This is a genomic window from Alphaproteobacteria bacterium (genome assembly GCA_025210155.1).
Classification (GTDB): Bacteria; Pseudomonadota; Alphaproteobacteria; order Rs-D84; family CASDRH01; genus JAOASE01.
In genome coordinates this window covers 21,063-38,961 of the sequence record JAOASE010000006.1, presented here as the reverse complement: position 1 = coordinate 38,961, position 17,899 = coordinate 21,063, and the positions used below count along the sequence as shown (strand labels likewise).

17 protein-coding genes are annotated in these 17,899 nt (G+C 30.8%); 8 read left to right on the top strand and 9 right to left on the bottom strand.

All coding sequences use genetic code 11. The annotated features are described in order from the left end of the window. Positions 1 to 7: 7 nt before the first annotated feature. Positions 8 to 952 (bottom strand): 16S rRNA (cytosine(1402)-N(4))-methyltransferase RsmH, encoded by a 945-nt coding sequence (gene rsmH, locus N4A44_01880; protein ID MCT4552393.1) that lies wholly within the window; start codon positions 950 to 952, stop codon positions 8 to 10. A gap of 118 nt (positions 953 to 1,070) precedes the next feature. Then, positions 1,071 to 1,688, bottom strand: coding sequence for a 30S ribosomal protein S4 (gene rpsD / locus N4A44_01875; GenBank protein ID MCT4552392.1), 618 nt, complete (start codon positions 1,686 to 1,688; stop codon positions 1,071 to 1,073). A 366-nt stretch (positions 1,689 to 2,054) separates the two neighbouring features. On the opposite strand from rpsD, the gene lysS reads away from it, so the two are divergent. Continuing rightward, positions 2,055 to 3,539 (top strand): lysine--tRNA ligase, encoded by a 1,485-nt coding sequence (gene lysS / locus N4A44_01870; protein MCT4552391.1) that lies wholly within the window; start codon positions 2,055 to 2,057, stop codon positions 3,537 to 3,539. 49 nt (positions 3,540 to 3,588) lie between these two features. Here lysS and N4A44_01865 read toward each other — a convergent pair whose 3' ends face one another. Together N4A44_01865 and radC are read right to left on the bottom strand one after the other, a co-directional pair. Then, on the bottom strand, positions 3,589 to 4,041 hold the full coding sequence (locus tag N4A44_01865) for an NUDIX domain-containing protein (GenBank protein MCT4552390.1): 453 nt from the start codon (positions 4,039 to 4,041) through the stop codon (positions 3,589 to 3,591). A 94-nt stretch (positions 4,042 to 4,135) separates the two neighbouring features. After that, the gene (gene radC / locus N4A44_01860) at positions 4,136 to 4,831 is read right to left on the bottom strand and encodes a DNA repair protein RadC (GenBank protein MCT4552389.1); all 696 of its coding nucleotides are present in this window, start codon (positions 4,829 to 4,831) and stop codon (positions 4,136 to 4,138) included. A 122-nt stretch (positions 4,832 to 4,953) separates the two neighbouring features. Between radC and N4A44_01855 the strand changes: the two genes are divergently transcribed. The 4 genes from N4A44_01855 (at position 4,954) to rsmA (ending at position 9,214) form a co-directional block, all read left to right on the top strand. Then, complete coding sequence (locus N4A44_01855; GenBank protein ID MCT4552388.1) at positions 4,954 to 5,352, top strand: hypothetical protein; 399 nt, start codon at positions 4,954 to 4,956, stop codon at positions 5,350 to 5,352. 301 nt (positions 5,353 to 5,653) lie between these two features. Beyond that, entirely contained in the window at positions 5,654 to 7,891 is a 2,238-nt protein-coding gene (gene pnp / locus N4A44_01850; GenBank protein ID MCT4552387.1) for a polyribonucleotide nucleotidyltransferase, read from the top strand. 107 nt (positions 7,892 to 7,998) lie between these two features. After that, positions 7,999 to 8,253, top strand: a complete 255-nt coding sequence (locus N4A44_01845) for a hypothetical protein (GenBank protein ID MCT4552386.1) — start codon at positions 7,999 to 8,001, stop codon at positions 8,251 to 8,253. An 88-nt stretch (positions 8,254 to 8,341) separates the two neighbouring features. After that, positions 8,342 to 9,214 (top strand): 16S rRNA (adenine(1518)-N(6)/adenine(1519)-N(6))-dimethyltransferase RsmA, encoded by an 873-nt coding sequence (rsmA, locus tag N4A44_01840; protein MCT4552385.1) that lies wholly within the window; start codon positions 8,342 to 8,344, stop codon positions 9,212 to 9,214. Here rsmA and N4A44_01835 read toward each other — a convergent pair. Beyond that, the gene (locus N4A44_01835) at positions 9,180 to 9,632 is read right to left on the bottom strand and encodes a hypothetical protein (GenBank protein MCT4552384.1); all 453 of its coding nucleotides are present in this window, start codon (positions 9,630 to 9,632) and stop codon (positions 9,180 to 9,182) included. The two genes, rsmA and N4A44_01835, sit on opposite strands and share 35 nt — an antisense overlap. A 125-nt stretch (positions 9,633 to 9,757) precedes the next feature. Here N4A44_01835 and N4A44_01830 point away from each other — a divergent pair, with 125 nt between their 5' ends. Genes N4A44_01830 through N4A44_01820 form a run of 3 tightly spaced genes read left to right on the top strand, consistent with a single transcriptional unit; the run spans position 9,758 to position 14,765 of the window. Next, on the top strand, positions 9,758 to 11,497 hold the full coding sequence (locus N4A44_01830; GenBank protein MCT4552383.1) for a hypothetical protein: 1,740 nt from the start codon (positions 9,758 to 9,760) through the stop codon (positions 11,495 to 11,497). Positions 11,498 to 11,520: 23 nt separating this feature from the next. Next, positions 11,521 to 13,317 (top strand): hypothetical protein, encoded by a 1,797-nt coding sequence (locus N4A44_01825; GenBank protein ID MCT4552382.1) that lies wholly within the window; start codon positions 11,521 to 11,523, stop codon positions 13,315 to 13,317. 29 nt (positions 13,318 to 13,346) lie between these two features. Then, positions 13,347 to 14,765, top strand: coding sequence for a hypothetical protein (locus N4A44_01820; GenBank protein MCT4552381.1), 1,419 nt, complete (start codon positions 13,347 to 13,349; stop codon positions 14,763 to 14,765). Between the two features lie 5 nt (positions 14,766 to 14,770). Here the strand turns inward: N4A44_01820 and N4A44_01815 are convergent, their stop codons facing one another. Genes N4A44_01815 through ftsE form a run of 4 tightly spaced genes read right to left on the bottom strand, consistent with a single transcriptional unit; the run spans position 14,771 to position 17,795 of the window. Next, positions 14,771 to 15,475: a 1-acyl-sn-glycerol-3-phosphate acyltransferase gene (locus tag N4A44_01815; protein MCT4552380.1), complete on the bottom strand. Its 705-nt coding sequence runs from the start codon at positions 15,473 to 15,475 to the stop codon at positions 14,771 to 14,773. Between the two features lie 52 nt (positions 15,476 to 15,527). Continuing rightward, on the bottom strand, positions 15,528 to 16,163 hold the full coding sequence (locus tag N4A44_01810; GenBank protein MCT4552379.1) for a YdcF family protein: 636 nt from the start codon (positions 16,161 to 16,163) through the stop codon (positions 15,528 to 15,530). A gap of 23 nt (positions 16,164 to 16,186) precedes the next feature. Then, positions 16,187 to 17,113, bottom strand: a complete 927-nt coding sequence (locus N4A44_01805; protein ID MCT4552378.1) for a hypothetical protein — start codon at positions 17,111 to 17,113, stop codon at positions 16,187 to 16,189. Continuing rightward, positions 17,106 to 17,795 (bottom strand): cell division ATP-binding protein FtsE, encoded by a 690-nt coding sequence (gene ftsE, locus N4A44_01800; GenBank protein ID MCT4552377.1) that lies wholly within the window; start codon positions 17,793 to 17,795, stop codon positions 17,106 to 17,108. Before ftsE ends, N4A44_01805 begins: the two co-directional genes overlap by 8 nt. Between the last annotated feature and the right edge of the window lie 104 nt (positions 17,796 to 17,899).

The following is a 17,899-nucleotide window of genomic DNA, read 5'->3' as shown; positions in this document are numbered from 1 at the left end:
AATCATTTTAATTTCTAATAGCATATCTAAATCTTGCAGAATGAGATCTAGGATTATGTTCTAACTCTTCACTACTAGCAACTATACCACGTTTATCTATAATTTTAAAATCAAATTTTTCATCTTCGTTGAAATCTACGGGAGCATATCTATTTGTAGACGTTTTCAAATTAGAATTTTCTTTAAAGAAATTCTTAACAATTCTATCCTCAATAGAGTGGAATGTAACAACTCCAACTATCCCATCTTTTTTTACCATTTCTTTAGTAGCAGATAAGGCTGTTTTTAATTCACCCAATTCATCATTAACAAAAATTCTTAAAGATTGAAACACTCTTTGTATAGAAGATTTGGATTTAAATTTCCCAACAACATCTTCAATGCATTTAACAAGGTCACCTGTTTTTTGAAAAGGTTTTTCCTCTCTTATTTTAACAATTCTATTAGCAATTCTAAAAGAATTTTTTTCATCTCCAAAATTATAAAAAATATCAGCCAACTCTTTAGCAGAAAAATCTTTTAAAATTTCCCACGCAGGAGTTTTGATTTCTTTACTCATTCTCATATCCAATGGAGCATCTTCAAATCTAAAAGAGAAGCCTCTTTCTTTTTGGTCTATCTGCATAGAAGAAACACCGATGTCAAAAATTATCCCATCAATTTTTTCACCATTATTAATTTTTCCTTCAGCAAAAACTTCACCTATTTTTGAGAATGGTAATTGAAAGAATTCAAATCTATCGCCAAATTCTTCCTTAAATTCTTTAGCTGTAGCAGCAACATTTTCATCTCTATCAAATGCTATGATTTTACATTTAGATTTCTTTAAAAATCTTCTAGTGTATCCGCCGGCACCAAATGTGCAATCAATATAAACCCCATTATCAACAGGGTCAAAAGTTTCAATAATTTCTTTTATCAAAACGGGAGTATGTAAGTCGTATTTTTCCATGCAAAAATTATAACATAATAAGGTTGAAAATTAAAGAGTTTATTTACGAAAAACCACTTATATTTAAAAAGCATTGTAAATAAAAACCCTCCGTTTCCAGAGGGTTTTAAAATCGATACTATCTTGAGTAGAACTCGATGATTAGATTTGGTTCCATAACAACAGCGTAAGGAACTTCTTCGAATGAAGGTACTTTAACGTAAGTAGCTTCCATTTTCTTTTCATCACAGTTAATGTACTCTGGACATTCTCTTTCTTTAGAAGCAAGAGCTTCAGTGATAAGTTTCATGCCTTTAGATTTTTCTCTAATAGTAATTACATCACCTGGTTTTACATTGTAAGAAGCGATGTTTACTTTTTTACCGTTCACTAAAACGTGAGCGTGGTTAACTAATTGTCTAGCAGCGAAAACTGTAGGTACAAATTTTGCTCTATAAACAACAGCATCCAATCTAGATTCTAATAAACCGATTAGGTTTTCAGCAGTATCACCTTTTCTTCTAACAGCTTCATCATAATATTTTCTGAATTTCTTTTCAGAGATACTTCCGTAGAAACCTTTTAAAAGTTGTTTAGCATAAAGCTGTTTACCAAAGTCAGACTTTTGAGGTTTTTTCATAGCACCATGTTCACCTGGAGCATAAGCTCTAGTGTTGATTGGTGACTTAGCTCTACCCCAAAGGTTTACACCATGTCTTCTGTCGATTTTATGTTTAGCTTGAATTCTTTTAGTCATAGCCTTTTCCTTTATTTTAAGCATAGAGAGCAGGGCAGTGCAAAATGAAATATATCATAAAACAATAATTGATTTGTTAAAAATCAAAAAGCCTTTTTCTCTAAATTGACTTCTTCCGATAGTCCCATTAATTCGGGCGAGGTACCTTATCCTTAGGAGGCTTTGAAGACCTACTACTCAGACCTACGTTCTCGGAAATTACCAACATAATAACTTATCAGCCATAAAAGTCAAGTATTTTCAACTATATCCTACAAAAAACACTATTTAAAGCATTGACATCTATTTTTTATATAAGTATAATTTCTCTTATCCCTATATTATAAGGGGTTTTTAACGACTAAAATTAATTGAAGGAATTCATAAATGAGCAACGAAAAAGTTTACAATCAGCAAAAGCTATCAAAATTAGAAAAATTAGCAAAACTAGAAGATGCAGGTATCAACGCATACCCTCATATATTTAAGCCTACGCATAAGGCTGGAGAACTTCAAGTCAAGTATAAGGGTCTAGAAGCTGATACACAAACTGAAGATGAAGTAATAGTTGCTGGTAGAATCTACGCATATAGAAATTCAGGAATGTTCATGGACGTTAGAGACGAAAGTGGTAAAATCCAAGTTTTCGCATATAAAAAAGAACTTCCAGAAGATCAACAATTTATAATGAAAAATTTAGCAGTTGGTGACTGGGCTGGAGTAAGAGGTGTTATAACAAGAACTCAAGCTGGTGAACTAACAGTTAGGGTTAAAGAATTAACAGTTCTATCTAAAAACTTATTACCATTGCCAGAAAAATATCACGGCTTAAAAGATACTGAAATTAAATACAGACAAAGATATCTTGATTTAATCATGAACGAAGATAGTAGAGCGACTTTGAGAAACCGTTCTAAAATCATAAGCGAAGTTAGAAGATATTTAGGAGATAAAGACTTCATGGAAGTTGAAACTCCAATTTTACATACACAACAAACTGGAGCAGCAGCAAAACCATTTACTACTCACCACAATGCTTTGGATATGGACCTATTCTTGAGAATCGCTCCAGAGCTTCACCTTAAAAGACTAACAATAGGTGGATTTGAAAGAATTTTCGAAATTGGTCGTATGTTCAGAAACGAAGGTATAGATACAACTCATAATCCAGAATTTACAATGATGGAAATATATCAACAATTCGCTGACTACAACGATATGATGGAACTAACAGAAAACCTAATAGCTCATTTAGTTAAATCAGTTCACGGAAGTTACAAATGCTCATTTGCAGGACACGAAGTAGATTTCACACCTCCATTCAGAAGGGCAACAATGCTTGATCTAATCAAAGAAGAATTAGGTAAAGAAATTTCTCTAGAATCGACTGTTGAAGATGTTCGTAAAATAGCTGACGAACTAGAAGTTCACACTGATAAAAACATGAACTGGGGACAAGTTATTGAAGAAATCTTCGAGCTAGTAGAGCCAAAGTTAATTCAACCAGTTCACGTTACGGACTATCCAAAAGATGTTTCTCCTTTAACTAAAGAGCACAGAGATCATCCAAGATTAGTTGAAAGATTTGAAACAAGAATTTGTGGTATGGAAGTTTCTAACGCTTACTCTGAATTATCTGATCCAAGAGACCAAAGAGAAAGAATGGAAGCTCAGGTAGCTCAAAAAGAATTCAATGATGAAGCAGAAGATCTTGATGAAGATTTCATTGCTGCATTAGAATACGGAATGCCTCCTACAGGTGGGCTAGGTATCGGACTTGATAGACTTATCATGATTATCACAGGTAACGAATCTATCAGAGATATCATAGCATTCCCAACTATGAAACCAAATCTAAGTAAGAAAAAATAACTTCTTACAAATAATAAAGAAAAGGAGCTATTAAAGCTCCTTTTTATTTTTAATCTAAATCATATTTGAAACAAAACATTTCAGTAATTTCTTCAGGAAGAACATTTAAGTTTTTTATTTCTTCTAAATCTACTTCATGAACTTCAAATTTATTATCCTCTCTTGGGGTTGTAAATTCAGGTCCAGTAGGTTCTACTCTTTCAAATTCTTCCGCTTCTTTACAGGTATAAAATAACTGCTTAGAACCATCCTCAAATTCATAGTTCATAAATGGTTCAACTTTGCAAATTCTAATTCCAAGTTCTTCTAAAATCTCTCTTTCCAAAGTTTCCTGAACTGTTTCCCCATCTTCTACATGTCCTCCTGGATATGTCCAATAAACAGGTCTATCTTTTTTAGTTCTTTTTATCAGAAAAACTTTTCCTTTATTTCTAGAAAAAACCAATGCCCTAACATTAGAAATTCCTTCTTCTATTATGTGATAATTTACATCAACTCCCATTTAATTTCTCCTAATTTAATATTTTTTAATAAATAATACATGATTAAAATTTTACAATCGATACTTTGCCTTAAATTCGAATAAAAGATTGTGTTTATAAAATTCCATTATCCTTAAAACTATAATTATCCCCACCTCTAGCAAAAATGACATGGTCATGCATAACAATGCCAAGAGGAGATAAGGCTTTTTTAATTTTTTGTGTAATATCCACATCAGCCATAGATGGAGTAGGATCTCCAGATGGATGATTATGTATCATAATAATACTATGAGCATTTAATTCCAGTGCCTTTTTAACAATCTCACGAGGGTAAACTGCTGCATAATTTATAGTCCCTTTCTGTTGCATCTCATCCCTTATCAAATGAAACTTGGTATTCAAATAAAGAACCCTAAATTCCTCAATATTATTGTTGGAAACATTAGACATACAATAATTTATCAACTTATCCCAATTATTAATAATATTCTTTTCTTTCATATCACTTTCAAGTGTTTTAACAATAGATGCTTCAACCGTTTTAAAAACAGCTATAGTATTTTCCTTAATTCCTTTTACCTTAATAAGGTCTGCAGCATCTGCATAAATAACATTTGAATAAGATCCAAATTTTGCTAATAATTCTTTGGCTAAAGGTTTAACATCTATTCTAGGAATTGCAAGCATAAGGAGTAATTCCATTAATTCATAATCAGACAATCCTTCTTTACCCACAGCAAGAAGTTTCTCTTTTAGTCTTTGTCTATGCCCAACATAATGAGGCTTATTTTCACTAACCTTTTCCATAGGGAGTAGAATATATTAAGAACAAAACTTTTTCAACTATTATATGTAGGAAAAAATTCCATTGACAAAATTGATTATATGATTAGTCTTATCGCTAATAAAAACTTTAAACCTATTTACTTATGAACAGTTTATTAACGGACGGATTAAATAATTTAAAAAGATTTTTTATTGCTCTTTCCTTATTCTTCTTAGGGTACCTAATAGTATTTTGCATTTTATGTATATTTTCTAATCCTGAAACAACGGAGTCTGCATTCAATCAGGTTCTCCCTATGAAGGAAGATATAAAGTTTGATTTCTTTATGACATACTTTCTATCATTAACTATAGGAACTTTTATGAGTTTTATGGCATTTAGAGGGATTATTTTTCTTCCAGGAGATGGAAGCTTTGTTATAAATAAAAAAGCTTTTGATCTTAGTAGAATAATGATGTTATCTTTTGCCTTTGGAGCATTTTTTCACTTATCGATTGCAAGTCAATATATTTTAGTCTTGCTAAAAAACCCTTTTCATTAAATTGAAAGGGTGTTTTTATTTCTCATAAATAATAAGAAAAAACAAATTTCTTGCAATTTATCCATTATAAATATAAAATTAATAAGAAATTGGGAATATGAGAAGATAGTTTATTCCTTTTTACACAAAGACTTACGTTGAAAATGGGTGAAAAGCAACAAACTATCTTACTAATGACTTTTAAAGTCTTTCTACAAAAGATATTATCTCATACCTCCTATAAATTAATGAAAATACGAATTTCCGTATAAATTTTTGCTATTGTAAAGGTTGGTAATTCGTAAAAGAACGAAGGTAAAAAATGTTTACTAAAAAATCAAAAATGTTCAACGAAATCAGAAAGGAAATTCCTTTCGGAGATCAAACACTAGTTTTAGAAACTGGTAAAATTGCAAGACAAGCTCATGGTGCTGTAATGGCAACTTTGGGTGAAACAATGGTTCTAGCAACTGTTGTAGGTAAAAAAGAAGCTGTAGAAGGTCAAGATTTCTTCCCACTTACAGTTCACTACCAAGAAAAATTCTCAGCATCTGGTAAAATCCCAGGTTCTTTCAATAGAAGAGAAGGTATGCCATCAACTCACGAAACTCTAGTTTCAAGATTGATCGATAGACCAATTAGACCTCTATTCCCAGAAGGTTATAAAAATGAAGTACAAATTATTTGTACAACTTATAACTACGATAAAGAAAATCAAGCAGATATCGTTGCTATGATTGCAGCTTCAGCAGCTTTATCAATTTCAGGTATTCCATTCATGGGACCAATCGGTGGATCAAGAGTTGCCTTAATTGATGGTGAATTCAAATTAAATCCAACTAATACAGAAATGTCTTCTTCAGATTTAGACCTAGTTGTTGCTGGTACTAAAGAAGGTGTTCTAATGGTTGAATCTGAAGCTCAAAACTTAGATGAAAAAACTATGTTATCAGCTGTTAAATTCGGTCACGAAGGTTTCCAATCAGTTATCCAAGGAATTAACGAATTAGCTGAAGAAGTTAACAACGAAAGATGGGAAGTTGCAGATAATTCAGAATGCGCTACTAAAGCTTTCAAAGAAGTTGAAAAGAAATGTAGAAAAGGTCTTGAAAAAGCATTCTCTATCAAAACTAAAGCAGAAAGATATGCTGCTGTTGACGCTGTTAGAGATGAATTAAAAGAATCTTTTGAAGCTGATTTTCAAAAAGAAATGGCTAAAGTTTCAGTAGCTGAATTCGAAGCTAAAATGAAAGAAAAAAGACAAAGATGGTCTTGCCTATCAAATGCTTTCCATGAACTAGAAGCAAATGTTGTTAGACAATCTATTTTAAAAACAGGTAAAAGAATCGACGGAAGAAAAACAACTGAAATCAGACCTATCGAATGTGAAGTTGGCGTTTTATCTAAAAACCACGGTTCAGCATTATTCACAAGAGGTGAAACTCAAGCATTAGTTTCAACTACTCTAGGTGTTAAAGATGACGAACAATTAATCGATAGCCTAGATGGAGTTTCTTTTGATAGATTTATGCTTCACTATAACTTCCCTCCATTCTCAGTAGGTGAATGTGGAAGGCTTGGTAGAGCCGGTAGAAGAGAAATTGGTCACGGTAAATTAGCGTTTAGAGCTAACAACCCAATGATGCCATCTCATGAAGAATTCCCTTATACAATAAGAGTTCTTTCAGATGTAACAGAATCTAATGGTTCTTCATCTATGGCAACTACTTGTGGTGCAAGTTTAGCTATGATGGACGCTGGTGTTCCAGTTAAAGATGCAGTATCTGGTATTGCAATGGGTCTAATCAAAGAAGGTAAAGAATTCGCAGTTCTTTCAGATATTATGGGTGACGAAGATCACCTGGGAGATATGGACTTTAAAGTAGCTGGTACTAAAAAAGGTATTACATCTCTTCAAATGGACTTGAAAATTACATCAATTACATTTGATATTATGGAACAAGCTTTAGAACAAGCAAAAGATGGAAGAATTCATATCTTAAAACAAATGGCTAAAGCTATCAAAGCCCCAAGAAAAGAACTTTCTGCTGAAGCTCCTCAAATAGCTACAATCGAAATCGACGCATCTAAGATTAAAGACGTAATCGGTTCTGGTGGTAAAGTAATTAAAGAAATTACAGCAGAAACAGATACTAAAATTGAAATAAAAGAAGAAGGTAAAACTGGTACAGTAGTTATAGCTGGTTCTTCAGAAAATATTGAAAAAGCAAAAGCTATAATAGAAGGTATCGTTAAAGAACCTGAATTTGGTGAAGTTTATGACGGTGAAGTTGTAGATATGAAACCTTTCGGTGCATTTGTTAACCTAATGCCAGGTAAAGATGGTTTCTTACATATTTCTGAAATTTCAGACGAAAGAACTGAAAACATCGAAGACGCAATTAAAGTTGGTCAAGTTGTTAAAGTTGTAGTTCTTGGAATGGATAGAGGTAAAGTTAAAGTATCTATGAAAAGAGTAGGTCAAAAACTTAACAAAAAAGACTTCGAAAACCAAGATAATGGTAGAGACAGAAGAAACGGAAATGGTAGAAAAAGATAATTTCTAACAAATTCCAAAAAATAAAGCCCTGCAATCGCGGGGCTTTTATTTATATTGACAAAGTATTTTCAGAAATATAGCATGTAATAAACCTAAAATTTTTAAACATGGACTTAAATGAATCTTTTTTAGAAGAACCTATAAAAACAGAACTTTCAAAAAATAATTTCAGAATAAAGCATTATAGATTTCATAGTTTAGTATACACATTAGATAATGAATTTGTATGTAAAGTATATGCTTCGGATATCTCTCCGGATTTTTCTTCTGTAACTTGGGAAAAAGCTTCAAAAGACATCAATGCAGGAGCTTATCAAATACATACTGAAACTAGCGTGTTAAGAAAGAAGCTTAAAATTTAATATAGAATTCCTTGCCAACAACGGCGGGAATTTTATTTTATAAAAATCCACTCTTGCATTTTTAATTTAAGCATTATATCCTCAACTCATGGAAAAACACTATTATGATAATCTGCCATCAGTAGCAGATATGCTTAAAAAGCACGGCATAGAACCTAAAAAATCTTTAGGTCAAAACTTCTTGCTTGATTTAAATATCACCGACAGATTTGCAAAATCAGCAAGAGGATTAAAAGATGCCGTAGTTGTTGAAATAGGTGGTGGGCCAGGAGGAATAACTCGTTCATTATTAAATAACGGTGCAAAAAAAGTAATAGTAATAGATTTTGATAAAGATATAATTCCTCTTCAAAAAGAACTTCAAAAAGCATACCCTAATAGATTAGAAATAATAGAAGGAGATGCTATGAAAATAGATTATGAAGTTTTAAAAAAAGAACATTGCCCAAATGATGAAAAATTTTTAATAGCATCTAATCTACCATTCAATATCTCTGTTCATCTTCTAGTAAAGTGGTTGGAACTTATTCATAAAGATAAATTAATTGATGGAATGACACTTATATTCCAAAAGGAAGTTGCCGATAGAATAAAAGCATCAATTAAAACAAAACAATATGGTCGTATATCAATACTATCTCAATTACTTTGTAATGTTCAAAAGCAATTTAATATAGGAGCGGGATCATTTACACCTGCACCAAAAGTAGATACAATAGTTCTTCAATTTATTCCATTTAAAGAATCTAAAAACTTCAATTTTAAATCAGTAGAAGAAATTGTAAAACAAGCATTCAACCAAAGAAGAAAAACTATTAAATCTTCTCTAAAGAAAATTCATGAAAATTCAATTGAAGTCATAGAAAATTGGCAAAAAAAAGGAGTTAAAATTTCCGCAAGAGCAGAAGAATTAACCCCAGAAAATTTTATGCATCTTTCAACATCTCTTGATAAGAGTTAGAAACTATAAAGAAATAATCTTTTCTTTTTCTAAAGTCATCAAATAAATATTCCTTAGAACTTTTTTCATTAAATATAATGTTTTTATTAGCTTGAACAAATGTAAAAAATTCACTAAATAATTCTATTTGCAAATCATAAACACTATCAAAATTATCTAGGTTAACAGTATTTACTTTTTCATTAAGTTTTGAAAATTTTTCAAACTCTTCATCGCTACTCGCTATAACACCTTTGGCTTCATTAAATATTTCATTATAAACAGAAATGGTGGCTACGTAGTTTTTCACAATATTAGATTTTTCAGTTTGTAAATTTGTTTTCATAGTATGTTGGCTAATTGTATATCCCATCAATCCAGCAACAAACAATATTAAAGCAAATATAAAAATTCTTTTGTGTTTCATCTTATGTTTCATAAATTCCTCCAAAATTAATATAAAAACATTATACCATATTTAGAAAAACTTTCAATAAAAAGCTTTCATAACTTTAAAAATTTTGCTATAATTCATAGGAGAGAAATTTATAAGGAGAGACTTCTTTGAGAAATTTAAAATCAAATCAAAACGGCTCTGTTGTACTAGAAATGCTATTAGGTATTGCATTGTTTATCATAGTTCTACCTATGTTAATGGGAGCTATTCAAGAAAGAAATAAAAAATTAGAAGAGCAGGCAATTGCCAGCCAAATAAATTTAATCAGAGAATCTGCTAGTAATTATTTATCTGCAAATAAAGATAAAGAAAAAGATGGTAGTTTTGTAATATCAGAAGGTTCGACTATTTATGTTGGAACTGGATCTGTTGGCGATGATGACAATCTTAGTGTTCTTTCAGGATACGGAATAAAAAAAGAAAATATAGAAGGTATTCTTAATGGAAACAGTTTGGGTCAAACATATCATTTGATTTTAGATAAAGATACTACAAACGGACTTTTAACAAGAGGTTACTTGATAGTAACAAAAGGAGATCTATCAAAATTAAGATTAAAAAGAATCGTTAATAGAATCGGTTTCTCAGCGGCAGTCGTTAGAACATCTCCTGTAGGTGGCGGAAGTTGTGCGGATGCAACAGATTATATTAGAGACGTATGTGTAGCTTCTTCCTCAGGAAGTTTATTTCAAGTGCCAAAGGATATCTATAATGCTATAAATTCAGCTACATATACAGATGGAGAAAACGAATTCATAATGGTAGCTCTTTCTGACGGAGATGTTGTTGTAAGTGAATTCTTATATAAAGATAAAACATCATCTGATAATGGTATTGAAAATACTATGTTAGTTAATTTAAATTTCAGTACATCAGAGCAAAGAGATGACAACAATTTATATGATGTTTATACTGCGAATGTTGAAAAAATAACTATAGATGGAACGATTTCAGAAACAAGTTATTTTGAAACAATTTCAACGGGATCTTTAAGCAGTTCAAGTACAATAGGCACATCAGTTCAACCTGTTAAAACTATAGAAAATCAAGCTGAAGATCCTGTAACTATAAGTTCTCTTCAAAACTTAAATCTAGGTCATATCATAACTCAAAATCTAACTTTTGAAGGCGGATTTTTCGAAGATATATCTATAGATAAAGAAATAGCGGTTGAAGATTTAAGTCTAGGTTCATCATCTCCTATGTATATAGAGAACTTAACCATGGCAGAAGATGAAAACTCAACGACTTTCTCGGATATAGGTGTTGAAAATTTAGGTGGTTACTCAACTAATTCAGAGGACGCTCTTATAAAGCTAGTAGGATCAGGTCCTACAGATAATAATATAACAATATCTGGTGTAAACGCTTTAGAATTAGGTGGTGGGCAAGTTGGTATTGTAATTCAAGATACATCAACTCTTGATTTTGATAGTGATAAAGATCAGTTGGATATACAAGAGGTAGCCAGATTAAATCCAGGTGGAGATACTAACATGGTACAAGATATAAATTTAGATGTGTCATCTAGAGTAAATGTATTTACATTGACTAATGCTATTTATTCATCAGATTGCCCGGTAGCAAATAATTGTAAAGCATCCGCAGTATTCAACGCCCTTTATGATATGCAAAAAGCAATGCAATACGCGCATTTTTGTTTTGAAAAAGATAGACTTCAAGAATCTGTTTATGATGAAAACTGCCCACTTACAAGAGCTGAAATTGTTACAATAAGAGATGAGATAAGAAGTCTTGAAGGAAGTTCTTCAATGTCTAGTATGAGTACATCTATAAGAAATTTAAAAAATGCAGTAACATCAATAAATAGTGATTATTGGAAATAAATAATTTATAGGATAGATATATTATGAATATTAACAATAGAAAAAGAAATCAAAAAGGTATGAATGTGTTAGAGATAATTCTAGCAATAGGAGCTCTCTTAATTCTTATGCCATTCATATATTCAATGATAGATGGTCAAACTCAAAAAGTTAAACAAACTTTAATAGCTCAAAAATTAAAGGAGTTAGAAGATGTTTTAATTAACTATACTATCGTTAACAAAGAAAGCTTCCAAACCACAAGTAATGGAGCAAAGAACGAATCTGATTTAAACCTTAGTAATTATGGTTTAACTAGTAATACAGATACGATATTACAAAAATATTTTAGTTTAAGAAGATATTATTTAACTTCAGAAAAATATCATAATGAAAAGGTAGAAGGTTGTACGGCTGCATTGGAAGATGCTTGCCCTAAAAGATTATCTGTTACTGCATTCTTAGATATTAATAAGGAATTATTTATGAATTCTGATGATGTGTTTTCTTATGAAGCTTTAAGAAAAATAGCTTCTATGGCGGGTGCAAACTTTGCCTATTATGATGGAGATGATAACAATATTTATAGTATTTCTGGTTACTGGAGAAGGCCTACATCAGACTTTCCAAACATAACATTTAATGCAGACCAACCAAAGATAGTTTTAGTGATAGATAACAATGTTATAAAAGAATACAACAGTTTTCTAAATAGATTAGATACAAGTAAAAATGATATGGAAACATATATAGATATGAATTTCAATGACGTTAAACATGTTAAAGAATTAGATGTTGATCAAATCATAAGTAAGTCAGGCGCTAGCTACGTAGGTGGGGCATCAAGACCGGCTGGAGCAGAGATTAGCAAAGACTTGTGTAAGTGTAGAAAGTGGACAGATAACTCACAATCATCTATTTGCAATACAAAAGAAGATGCTCAAGGTAATACAGTTTCAGCTGATAGAGAATGTATAACTCAAGTAGTTTATGATTCTGCAGCATCTGCAATAGGTAATGAAGGCATATCTTTATCTGAAGAGGCTCTTATAGATAGCATAGATATTGCGAATGAAATATCATTTAATGGAGATGGAAACGGTATTTTATCCATAAGAGATTATCTTCTTCTTAGAGGTGAGTTAGACTTAGATAAAGATATTAATGATGGAGATGATGCTACATCTTCAGGTGGGTATACTGTTAGCTTAAATTCAATTCAAAGTAATGATCAAATAACTCTAGCATCAAATGGCTCTACAATAAATGTAGAGGAATTAGTTTTGTCAGGATCTTCAGTCGGTTCCGGAGAGATTAGTGATAAGAAAGGTATAGGAATATTCGAAAGGCTAAATGTTTCTGAAAGATTTTCAGCTAACGAATTGTACATAGCTAACTTAATACCAAATGGAAATACTCCAGATATAAATTCTACAGAGTTTAGAGCTAATGGAACATTTACAACGAATTCTCTTAATGCCAATATTATAAGAACCACAAGTCTTAGAAAATATGGATCTAATCAAGTTATTATTGGTTTAGACGGTATTTTAAATGCAGATTCTATCCAAGTTAAAGGAGAGGATTTTAATAATAAAGTAAATAATCTTATAACAAGTTTTAGAAATACCTCTGCAAAGACTAGAGATTACATATGCGATATATGTTCTAAAAGTGGAGGAAGAAGAAGTGATATTGAAGCTACTTGTCCAGATATATATCCTTCTGGAGCAGGTTCATCAGATTCTGTTTTCTGTGGAAGTATGTTAGCAGAATATTGCGGATCCCCAGATACCTTTGGAAGTGTAGGAACTATATGTTCCGGTTACAGCTTCTTCTAATTAATTAAAGTTTTACTCAAGAGGAATTTATGAAAAATAAAAAAAGAAATCAAAAAGGTGGAATGTTACTAGAAATGATCCTAATGGTTACAGTTCTAGTTATAATTCTTCCAATCATTCAAGCCCAATCTAAAAAACAAATAGAGTTATCTGAGAATATTCTAATAGTTAAAGATATGTTGAAATTATATAAATCAGTAGAGGGGTTTGTTGGCGAGTATAAGTCAGACATATTAGAAAACATTTCATCTTCAAGCAAAGATGTTTGCAAGGTGAGCCTTTCAGATATAAGTGTTGTTTTGGGTCCTTCTGAATGCGGAAATATAATGACAGAAGAAATTTTAAATAAGCATGGTATATTTGAGGCATCATCAACAAATGTTTTAGACAAATCTTATGCTATATATCTAAGAGTGGTATCGACTGAAAGTACTCAAAGTATTGAAGCGCTTATAATAGGAGAAAATCCTTCTGCTCAAATAAAGAGTAAAAAAGCATCTGCTATCGTAAAGGAATTAGGTTCTTACGGGGCTTATGTAGAGGCAGATAAGATTATGGGGTTTGGATGGGAATCTGATTTAAGTGATTGGAATCCAAGTGGTTTTAATCTAACAGATGATATATCAGAAAATGACGTTGCAATATTATTCTCAAGTAATACTAAGGCAGGTAATTTCATTGCTAAAAAATATACAGACCAAGAAGATTTCAATAAAATGACAACAAATATGTTTATGTCTCTTAAGAATATAGAAAATTTAAGAGCTATGAGTTCAAAATATATAGTATCTAATTATATGGATATTCGAAGTCCAATAGAAGCAGATGAATTAATTTTATCTAAAGACGATGGATTAAAAAGTTTTCAATTTAGAAATTTATATACAGATGTCATGACTTTTCCAGCATATGGTGATGACTTAAATAACCATGTGCTTACCTTAGATAGTTCAAATACACCGGTTATAAATGGAGATATATATTTCTATGGAGAAGCAGAATCGTCATCTGCCAGTGTAGTATATGCTCAAGGTGTGACAACGGAAAGATTTATGATAGGAGGAGATCTTACACTACAGCCAAATCATGGATTCGAAATATCAGGTTATGTTAGGGCAAATAATGTCGATGCAAATCATGCAGATGTTCATATGATATTTGGCGATATATTATATACAAACGGAAGGGTAACTACCGATGCATCAGGAATTTTCTATCTTGATACTAGTACGGATGATCATAGATTTAATTCTCTAGTGATAAGCAAGGCTAGTAGTTTGAAAAATTTAGATGGTTCAGTTAATGATAAAGGATTAGCAAATAAAACTTTATATAAAACTTCATTTGCCGAAAATTCTACTTTTACAGAGTTATTTAAGGCATTAGAAGCTGCCAATACGAAGATGGATGCATATATAACAGAGAACTCTGATGTAAATAATCAGTAATAATATTATTTTTCAACAGCATTTTTAAGCTCTTCTAGAAAGAGCTTTTTATTTTTCATATCAGAAGCTTTAAAAGGTTTGTATATGTTTATATTAACCGCTCCAGACTTCTTAACAAATGCTTTTTTACCCCATACCTCACCAGTATTAATGTTAACAGGAAGTATTTTTAAGTCAGGATTGTTTTTAGCAATATAATAAACGCCAGATTTATATTTTATTTTATCTTTTTTCATACCAACTTTATTTCTAGTGCCTTCAGGAAATATAATAATCTTTCTTTTTCTTTTAATAGCTCTAGGAAGTTGTTTTAATATCCCGCTCATAGCCTTTCTATTTCCTCTATCAACAGAAATATGTATTTTCCAAGCAAGAATACCAAAGATAGGAATATAAGTTAACTCTTTCTTTAAAACAAATATGGGATTTCTAAAAATAGTATAGAATATAATAGTTTCTAAAGCAGATTGATGTTTAGACGCAACTATATAGCTTCCGTCTCTCATATTATCTAGTCCGGCCTCATCATTTATATTAATCTTTATATTAAGGAATAATCTAAGACCTAGCTGAGTCATCCAACTCCAAGTATATGCAATTTTAAGAATAAAAGATGTAGGCATCCAAATAAAAGCCAATCCCAAAGAGCAGAATAGGGTAGTTATTATAAAAAAGTATACATTAAAAAATATAGATCTTAAGAAGTTCATGCTTCCTCCGTAAAATTAAATTAAATATTTGTGAGATTTTAAAACAAAAGAATTAGTCTTTCAAGTTTTCATTTTCTATGCCAAGAATTTCCCATATTATATATGTTAAGATTTTGTTATATTCAAGCAATGAAATCTCTAAAAATTCTTTATCAAGAATGCTTCTAGATATATTTCTAGGGAATACAGGATGATATACAACTTCAATATCTGATGCAAATCTACTCATTAAAAACTTAACTCTTGGCATGTGATAGAATGATGTTATAAGGATAATTTTATTAAATCCTTCTGTGCTAGTATAAAGCTTAGTAGAAACTATATTATCAATAGTATTCTTTGCAAAATTATCATAGTCTATGCCAATAGTATCAAGCTTATCAAAGTCAGCCTCATCATTTTTCATTTTAAAGAAATATTTAATAGGTAAATCTTTAAATACACCACTTATAAATAAATTTTTAGAAACATTATTATAATAAAGCTTAAGTCCCTCTGCAATTCTTTCACCTTCTCCCGTAAAAACAATTATAGCATCGTAATCATTGCTAGGTCTTAATTCATCTCTAGAGAAGGGCATAGATTTAACAAAATAAGAAAAGCCAGCAAGATAAAAGAACATCATAACCATAAAAAGTTTGAACATATCCTTTATAAAGCTAGATTTATGTCTTTTATGATGTCTCATAAAAAGTCCTTAAGTAGTTAAAATTAATCTTGTCTAACAAGATAACGCAAAATAGTTCTATTTGCAACCCTTTGGAATAGGAATGATACCACGAAAGGAATAGAAAGTATACATAACCACCCAAACATAGATATAGAAACTTCCATAGTAGTTATAGTTTGTATTCCAGCAAACATATATTTAAGAACAATGAGAAGTAATATAGAAACTATAGTTCCAAAGATAGCACCTGTAGCACTTAAAAATAATATTCTGTTAGAAAATGCATTTGCTATGAAATTATCATGGGCACCAACTATATGGGCTATTTTAACAACCTTCCTCTGAGTTTTAAGGAATGATTTCGTAAAGTAGAAGACAACAACAATAGATGTTAATAGCAACGTAGCTATAATAAAGTAAGATATATTTTTAATGATACTGGCGAAGTCAACAAACTCTTTAACCCAAGATCTATTATCAAAAATCTTAACCCCATCTATCTTTTTAGTAGCTCTTTCTATATCTTTTGTAGAAATATCTATAAACTCACTTGTTTCTATATTTACTATTATAGGTAAAGGAACTTTATCTATATTAACAGAATTTCCGCCTAATAATTTTTTTAGATTTTTAACGGAATCTTCGCTTTTTTGTATTTTAACAGACTTAATACCTTTTAACTTATCAAGCTGATCTATAAGAGATGATGTTCTTTTTTCAACATCCTTACTACTTATTTTATTTTCACCTGAAACAGTTTTATAATAAGGTAGAACTTGTATTGTAAAATTTCTTGAAAGGTTATCTTGCCAATTCCCAAAAATAGAATTTATAGAGAATATTAAACTAGAAAACAAAATCATAAGAAATACTATGAATGCACTTATGAAAGAAATAAAGTTATTATCTATTTCTCCTGCAAAAAAGTTATCTTTGAACTTATTTAATGAAGAGATTTTTTTATACATGTTGTTTTAACCCTCCATTTTTAAGTTCAATTACAGGATATCCAAATTTTTCCATAAGTTGTTTGTTGTGAGTAGATAAAATAACAGTAGTACCTCTCTTGTTCAATTCAATGAATAAATATAAAAGTTTTAAAGCTATAGCATCATCAACACTACCAGTAGGTTCGTCGGCTATAAGTATATCAGGATTATGAATAACAGCTCTAGCGATGGCAACTCTTTGTTGTTGTCCTCCAGATAATGCATTAGGAGTAGTCTGCATATGTTGCCCCATATCAATCCAATTTAACATCTCAGTAACATGCTTTTGAATATAAGATTCTGATTTACCCAAAATTCTTAAAGGAAGGGCTACATTATCAAAAACAGTTAAGTGATTTAATAACATATAATCTTGGAAAACTACGCCAATTCTTTTCCTAATATTGGCTAAACTATTTCTGCTAAGAGAGTCAACATTGTGTCCAAGAATTTTAACTTCACCTCTAACAGCTTTGTGATCAAGATATATTAGTTTCAATAAAGATGTCTTTCCAGAACCAGAAGGACCTTTTAAGAAATAGAAATCTCCCTTGTCTATATTAAGGTCAACATCCGACAAAACCTCAGGATTATTGCCGTATCTCATACCTACATTTCGAAGATTTATTATATTTTGTTTTTTACCTACATTATTTTCCATAAAACAAATTATATTCAATCTTTGGATTCTTTTCAATACTTTATTATTTTTTTATAAAAAAAGTTGAAAAATAGACAATAAAAATGTATTATTTAATAAGAGAG

What these genes read in the sequence shown, in the direction of transcription:
- N4A44_01810 (MCT4552379.1), bottom strand. Translation starts at nt 16,163, where the DNA reads ATGAGACATCATAAAAGACATAAATCTAGCTTTATAAAGGATATGTTC.
- N4A44_01825 (MCT4552382.1), top strand. Translation starts at nt 11,521, where the DNA reads ATGAATATTAACAATAGAAAAAGAAATCAAAAAGGTATGAATGTGTTA.
- radC (MCT4552389.1), bottom strand. Translation starts at nt 4,831, where the DNA reads ATGGAAAAGGTTAGTGAAAATAAGCCTCATTATGTTGGGCATAGACAA.
- lysS (MCT4552391.1), top strand. Translation starts at nt 2,055, where the DNA reads ATGAGCAACGAAAAAGTTTACAATCAGCAAAAGCTATCAAAATTAGAA.
- N4A44_01855 (MCT4552388.1), top strand. Translation starts at nt 4,954, where the DNA reads ATGAACAGTTTATTAACGGACGGATTAAATAATTTAAAAAGATTTTTT.
- N4A44_01815 (MCT4552380.1), bottom strand. Translation starts at nt 15,475, where the DNA reads ATGAACTTCTTAAGATCTATATTTTTTAATGTATACTTTTTTATAATA.
- rsmA (MCT4552385.1), top strand. Translation starts at nt 8,342, where the DNA reads ATGGAAAAACACTATTATGATAATCTGCCATCAGTAGCAGATATGCTT.
- rpsD (MCT4552392.1), bottom strand. Translation starts at nt 1,688, where the DNA reads ATGACTAAAAGAATTCAAGCTAAACATAAAATCGACAGAAGACATGGT.
- N4A44_01865 (MCT4552390.1), bottom strand. Translation starts at nt 4,041, where the DNA reads ATGGGAGTTGATGTAAATTATCACATAATAGAAGAAGGAATTTCTAAT.
- rsmH (MCT4552393.1), bottom strand. Translation starts at nt 952, where the DNA reads ATGGAAAAATACGACTTACATACTCCCGTTTTGATAAAAGAAATTATT.
- pnp (MCT4552387.1), top strand. Translation starts at nt 5,654, where the DNA reads ATGTTTACTAAAAAATCAAAAATGTTCAACGAAATCAGAAAGGAAATT.
- N4A44_01805 (MCT4552378.1), bottom strand. Translation starts at nt 17,113, where the DNA reads ATGTATAAAAAAATCTCTTCATTAAATAAGTTCAAAGATAACTTTTTT.
- N4A44_01820 (MCT4552381.1), top strand. Translation starts at nt 13,347, where the DNA reads ATGAAAAATAAAAAAAGAAATCAAAAAGGTGGAATGTTACTAGAAATG.
- ftsE (MCT4552377.1), bottom strand. Translation starts at nt 17,795, where the DNA reads ATGGAAAATAATGTAGGTAAAAAACAAAATATAATAAATCTTCGAAAT.
- N4A44_01845 (MCT4552386.1), top strand. Translation starts at nt 7,999, where the DNA reads ATGGACTTAAATGAATCTTTTTTAGAAGAACCTATAAAAACAGAACTT.
- N4A44_01835 (MCT4552384.1), bottom strand. Translation starts at nt 9,632, where the DNA reads ATGAAACATAAGATGAAACACAAAAGAATTTTTATATTTGCTTTAATA.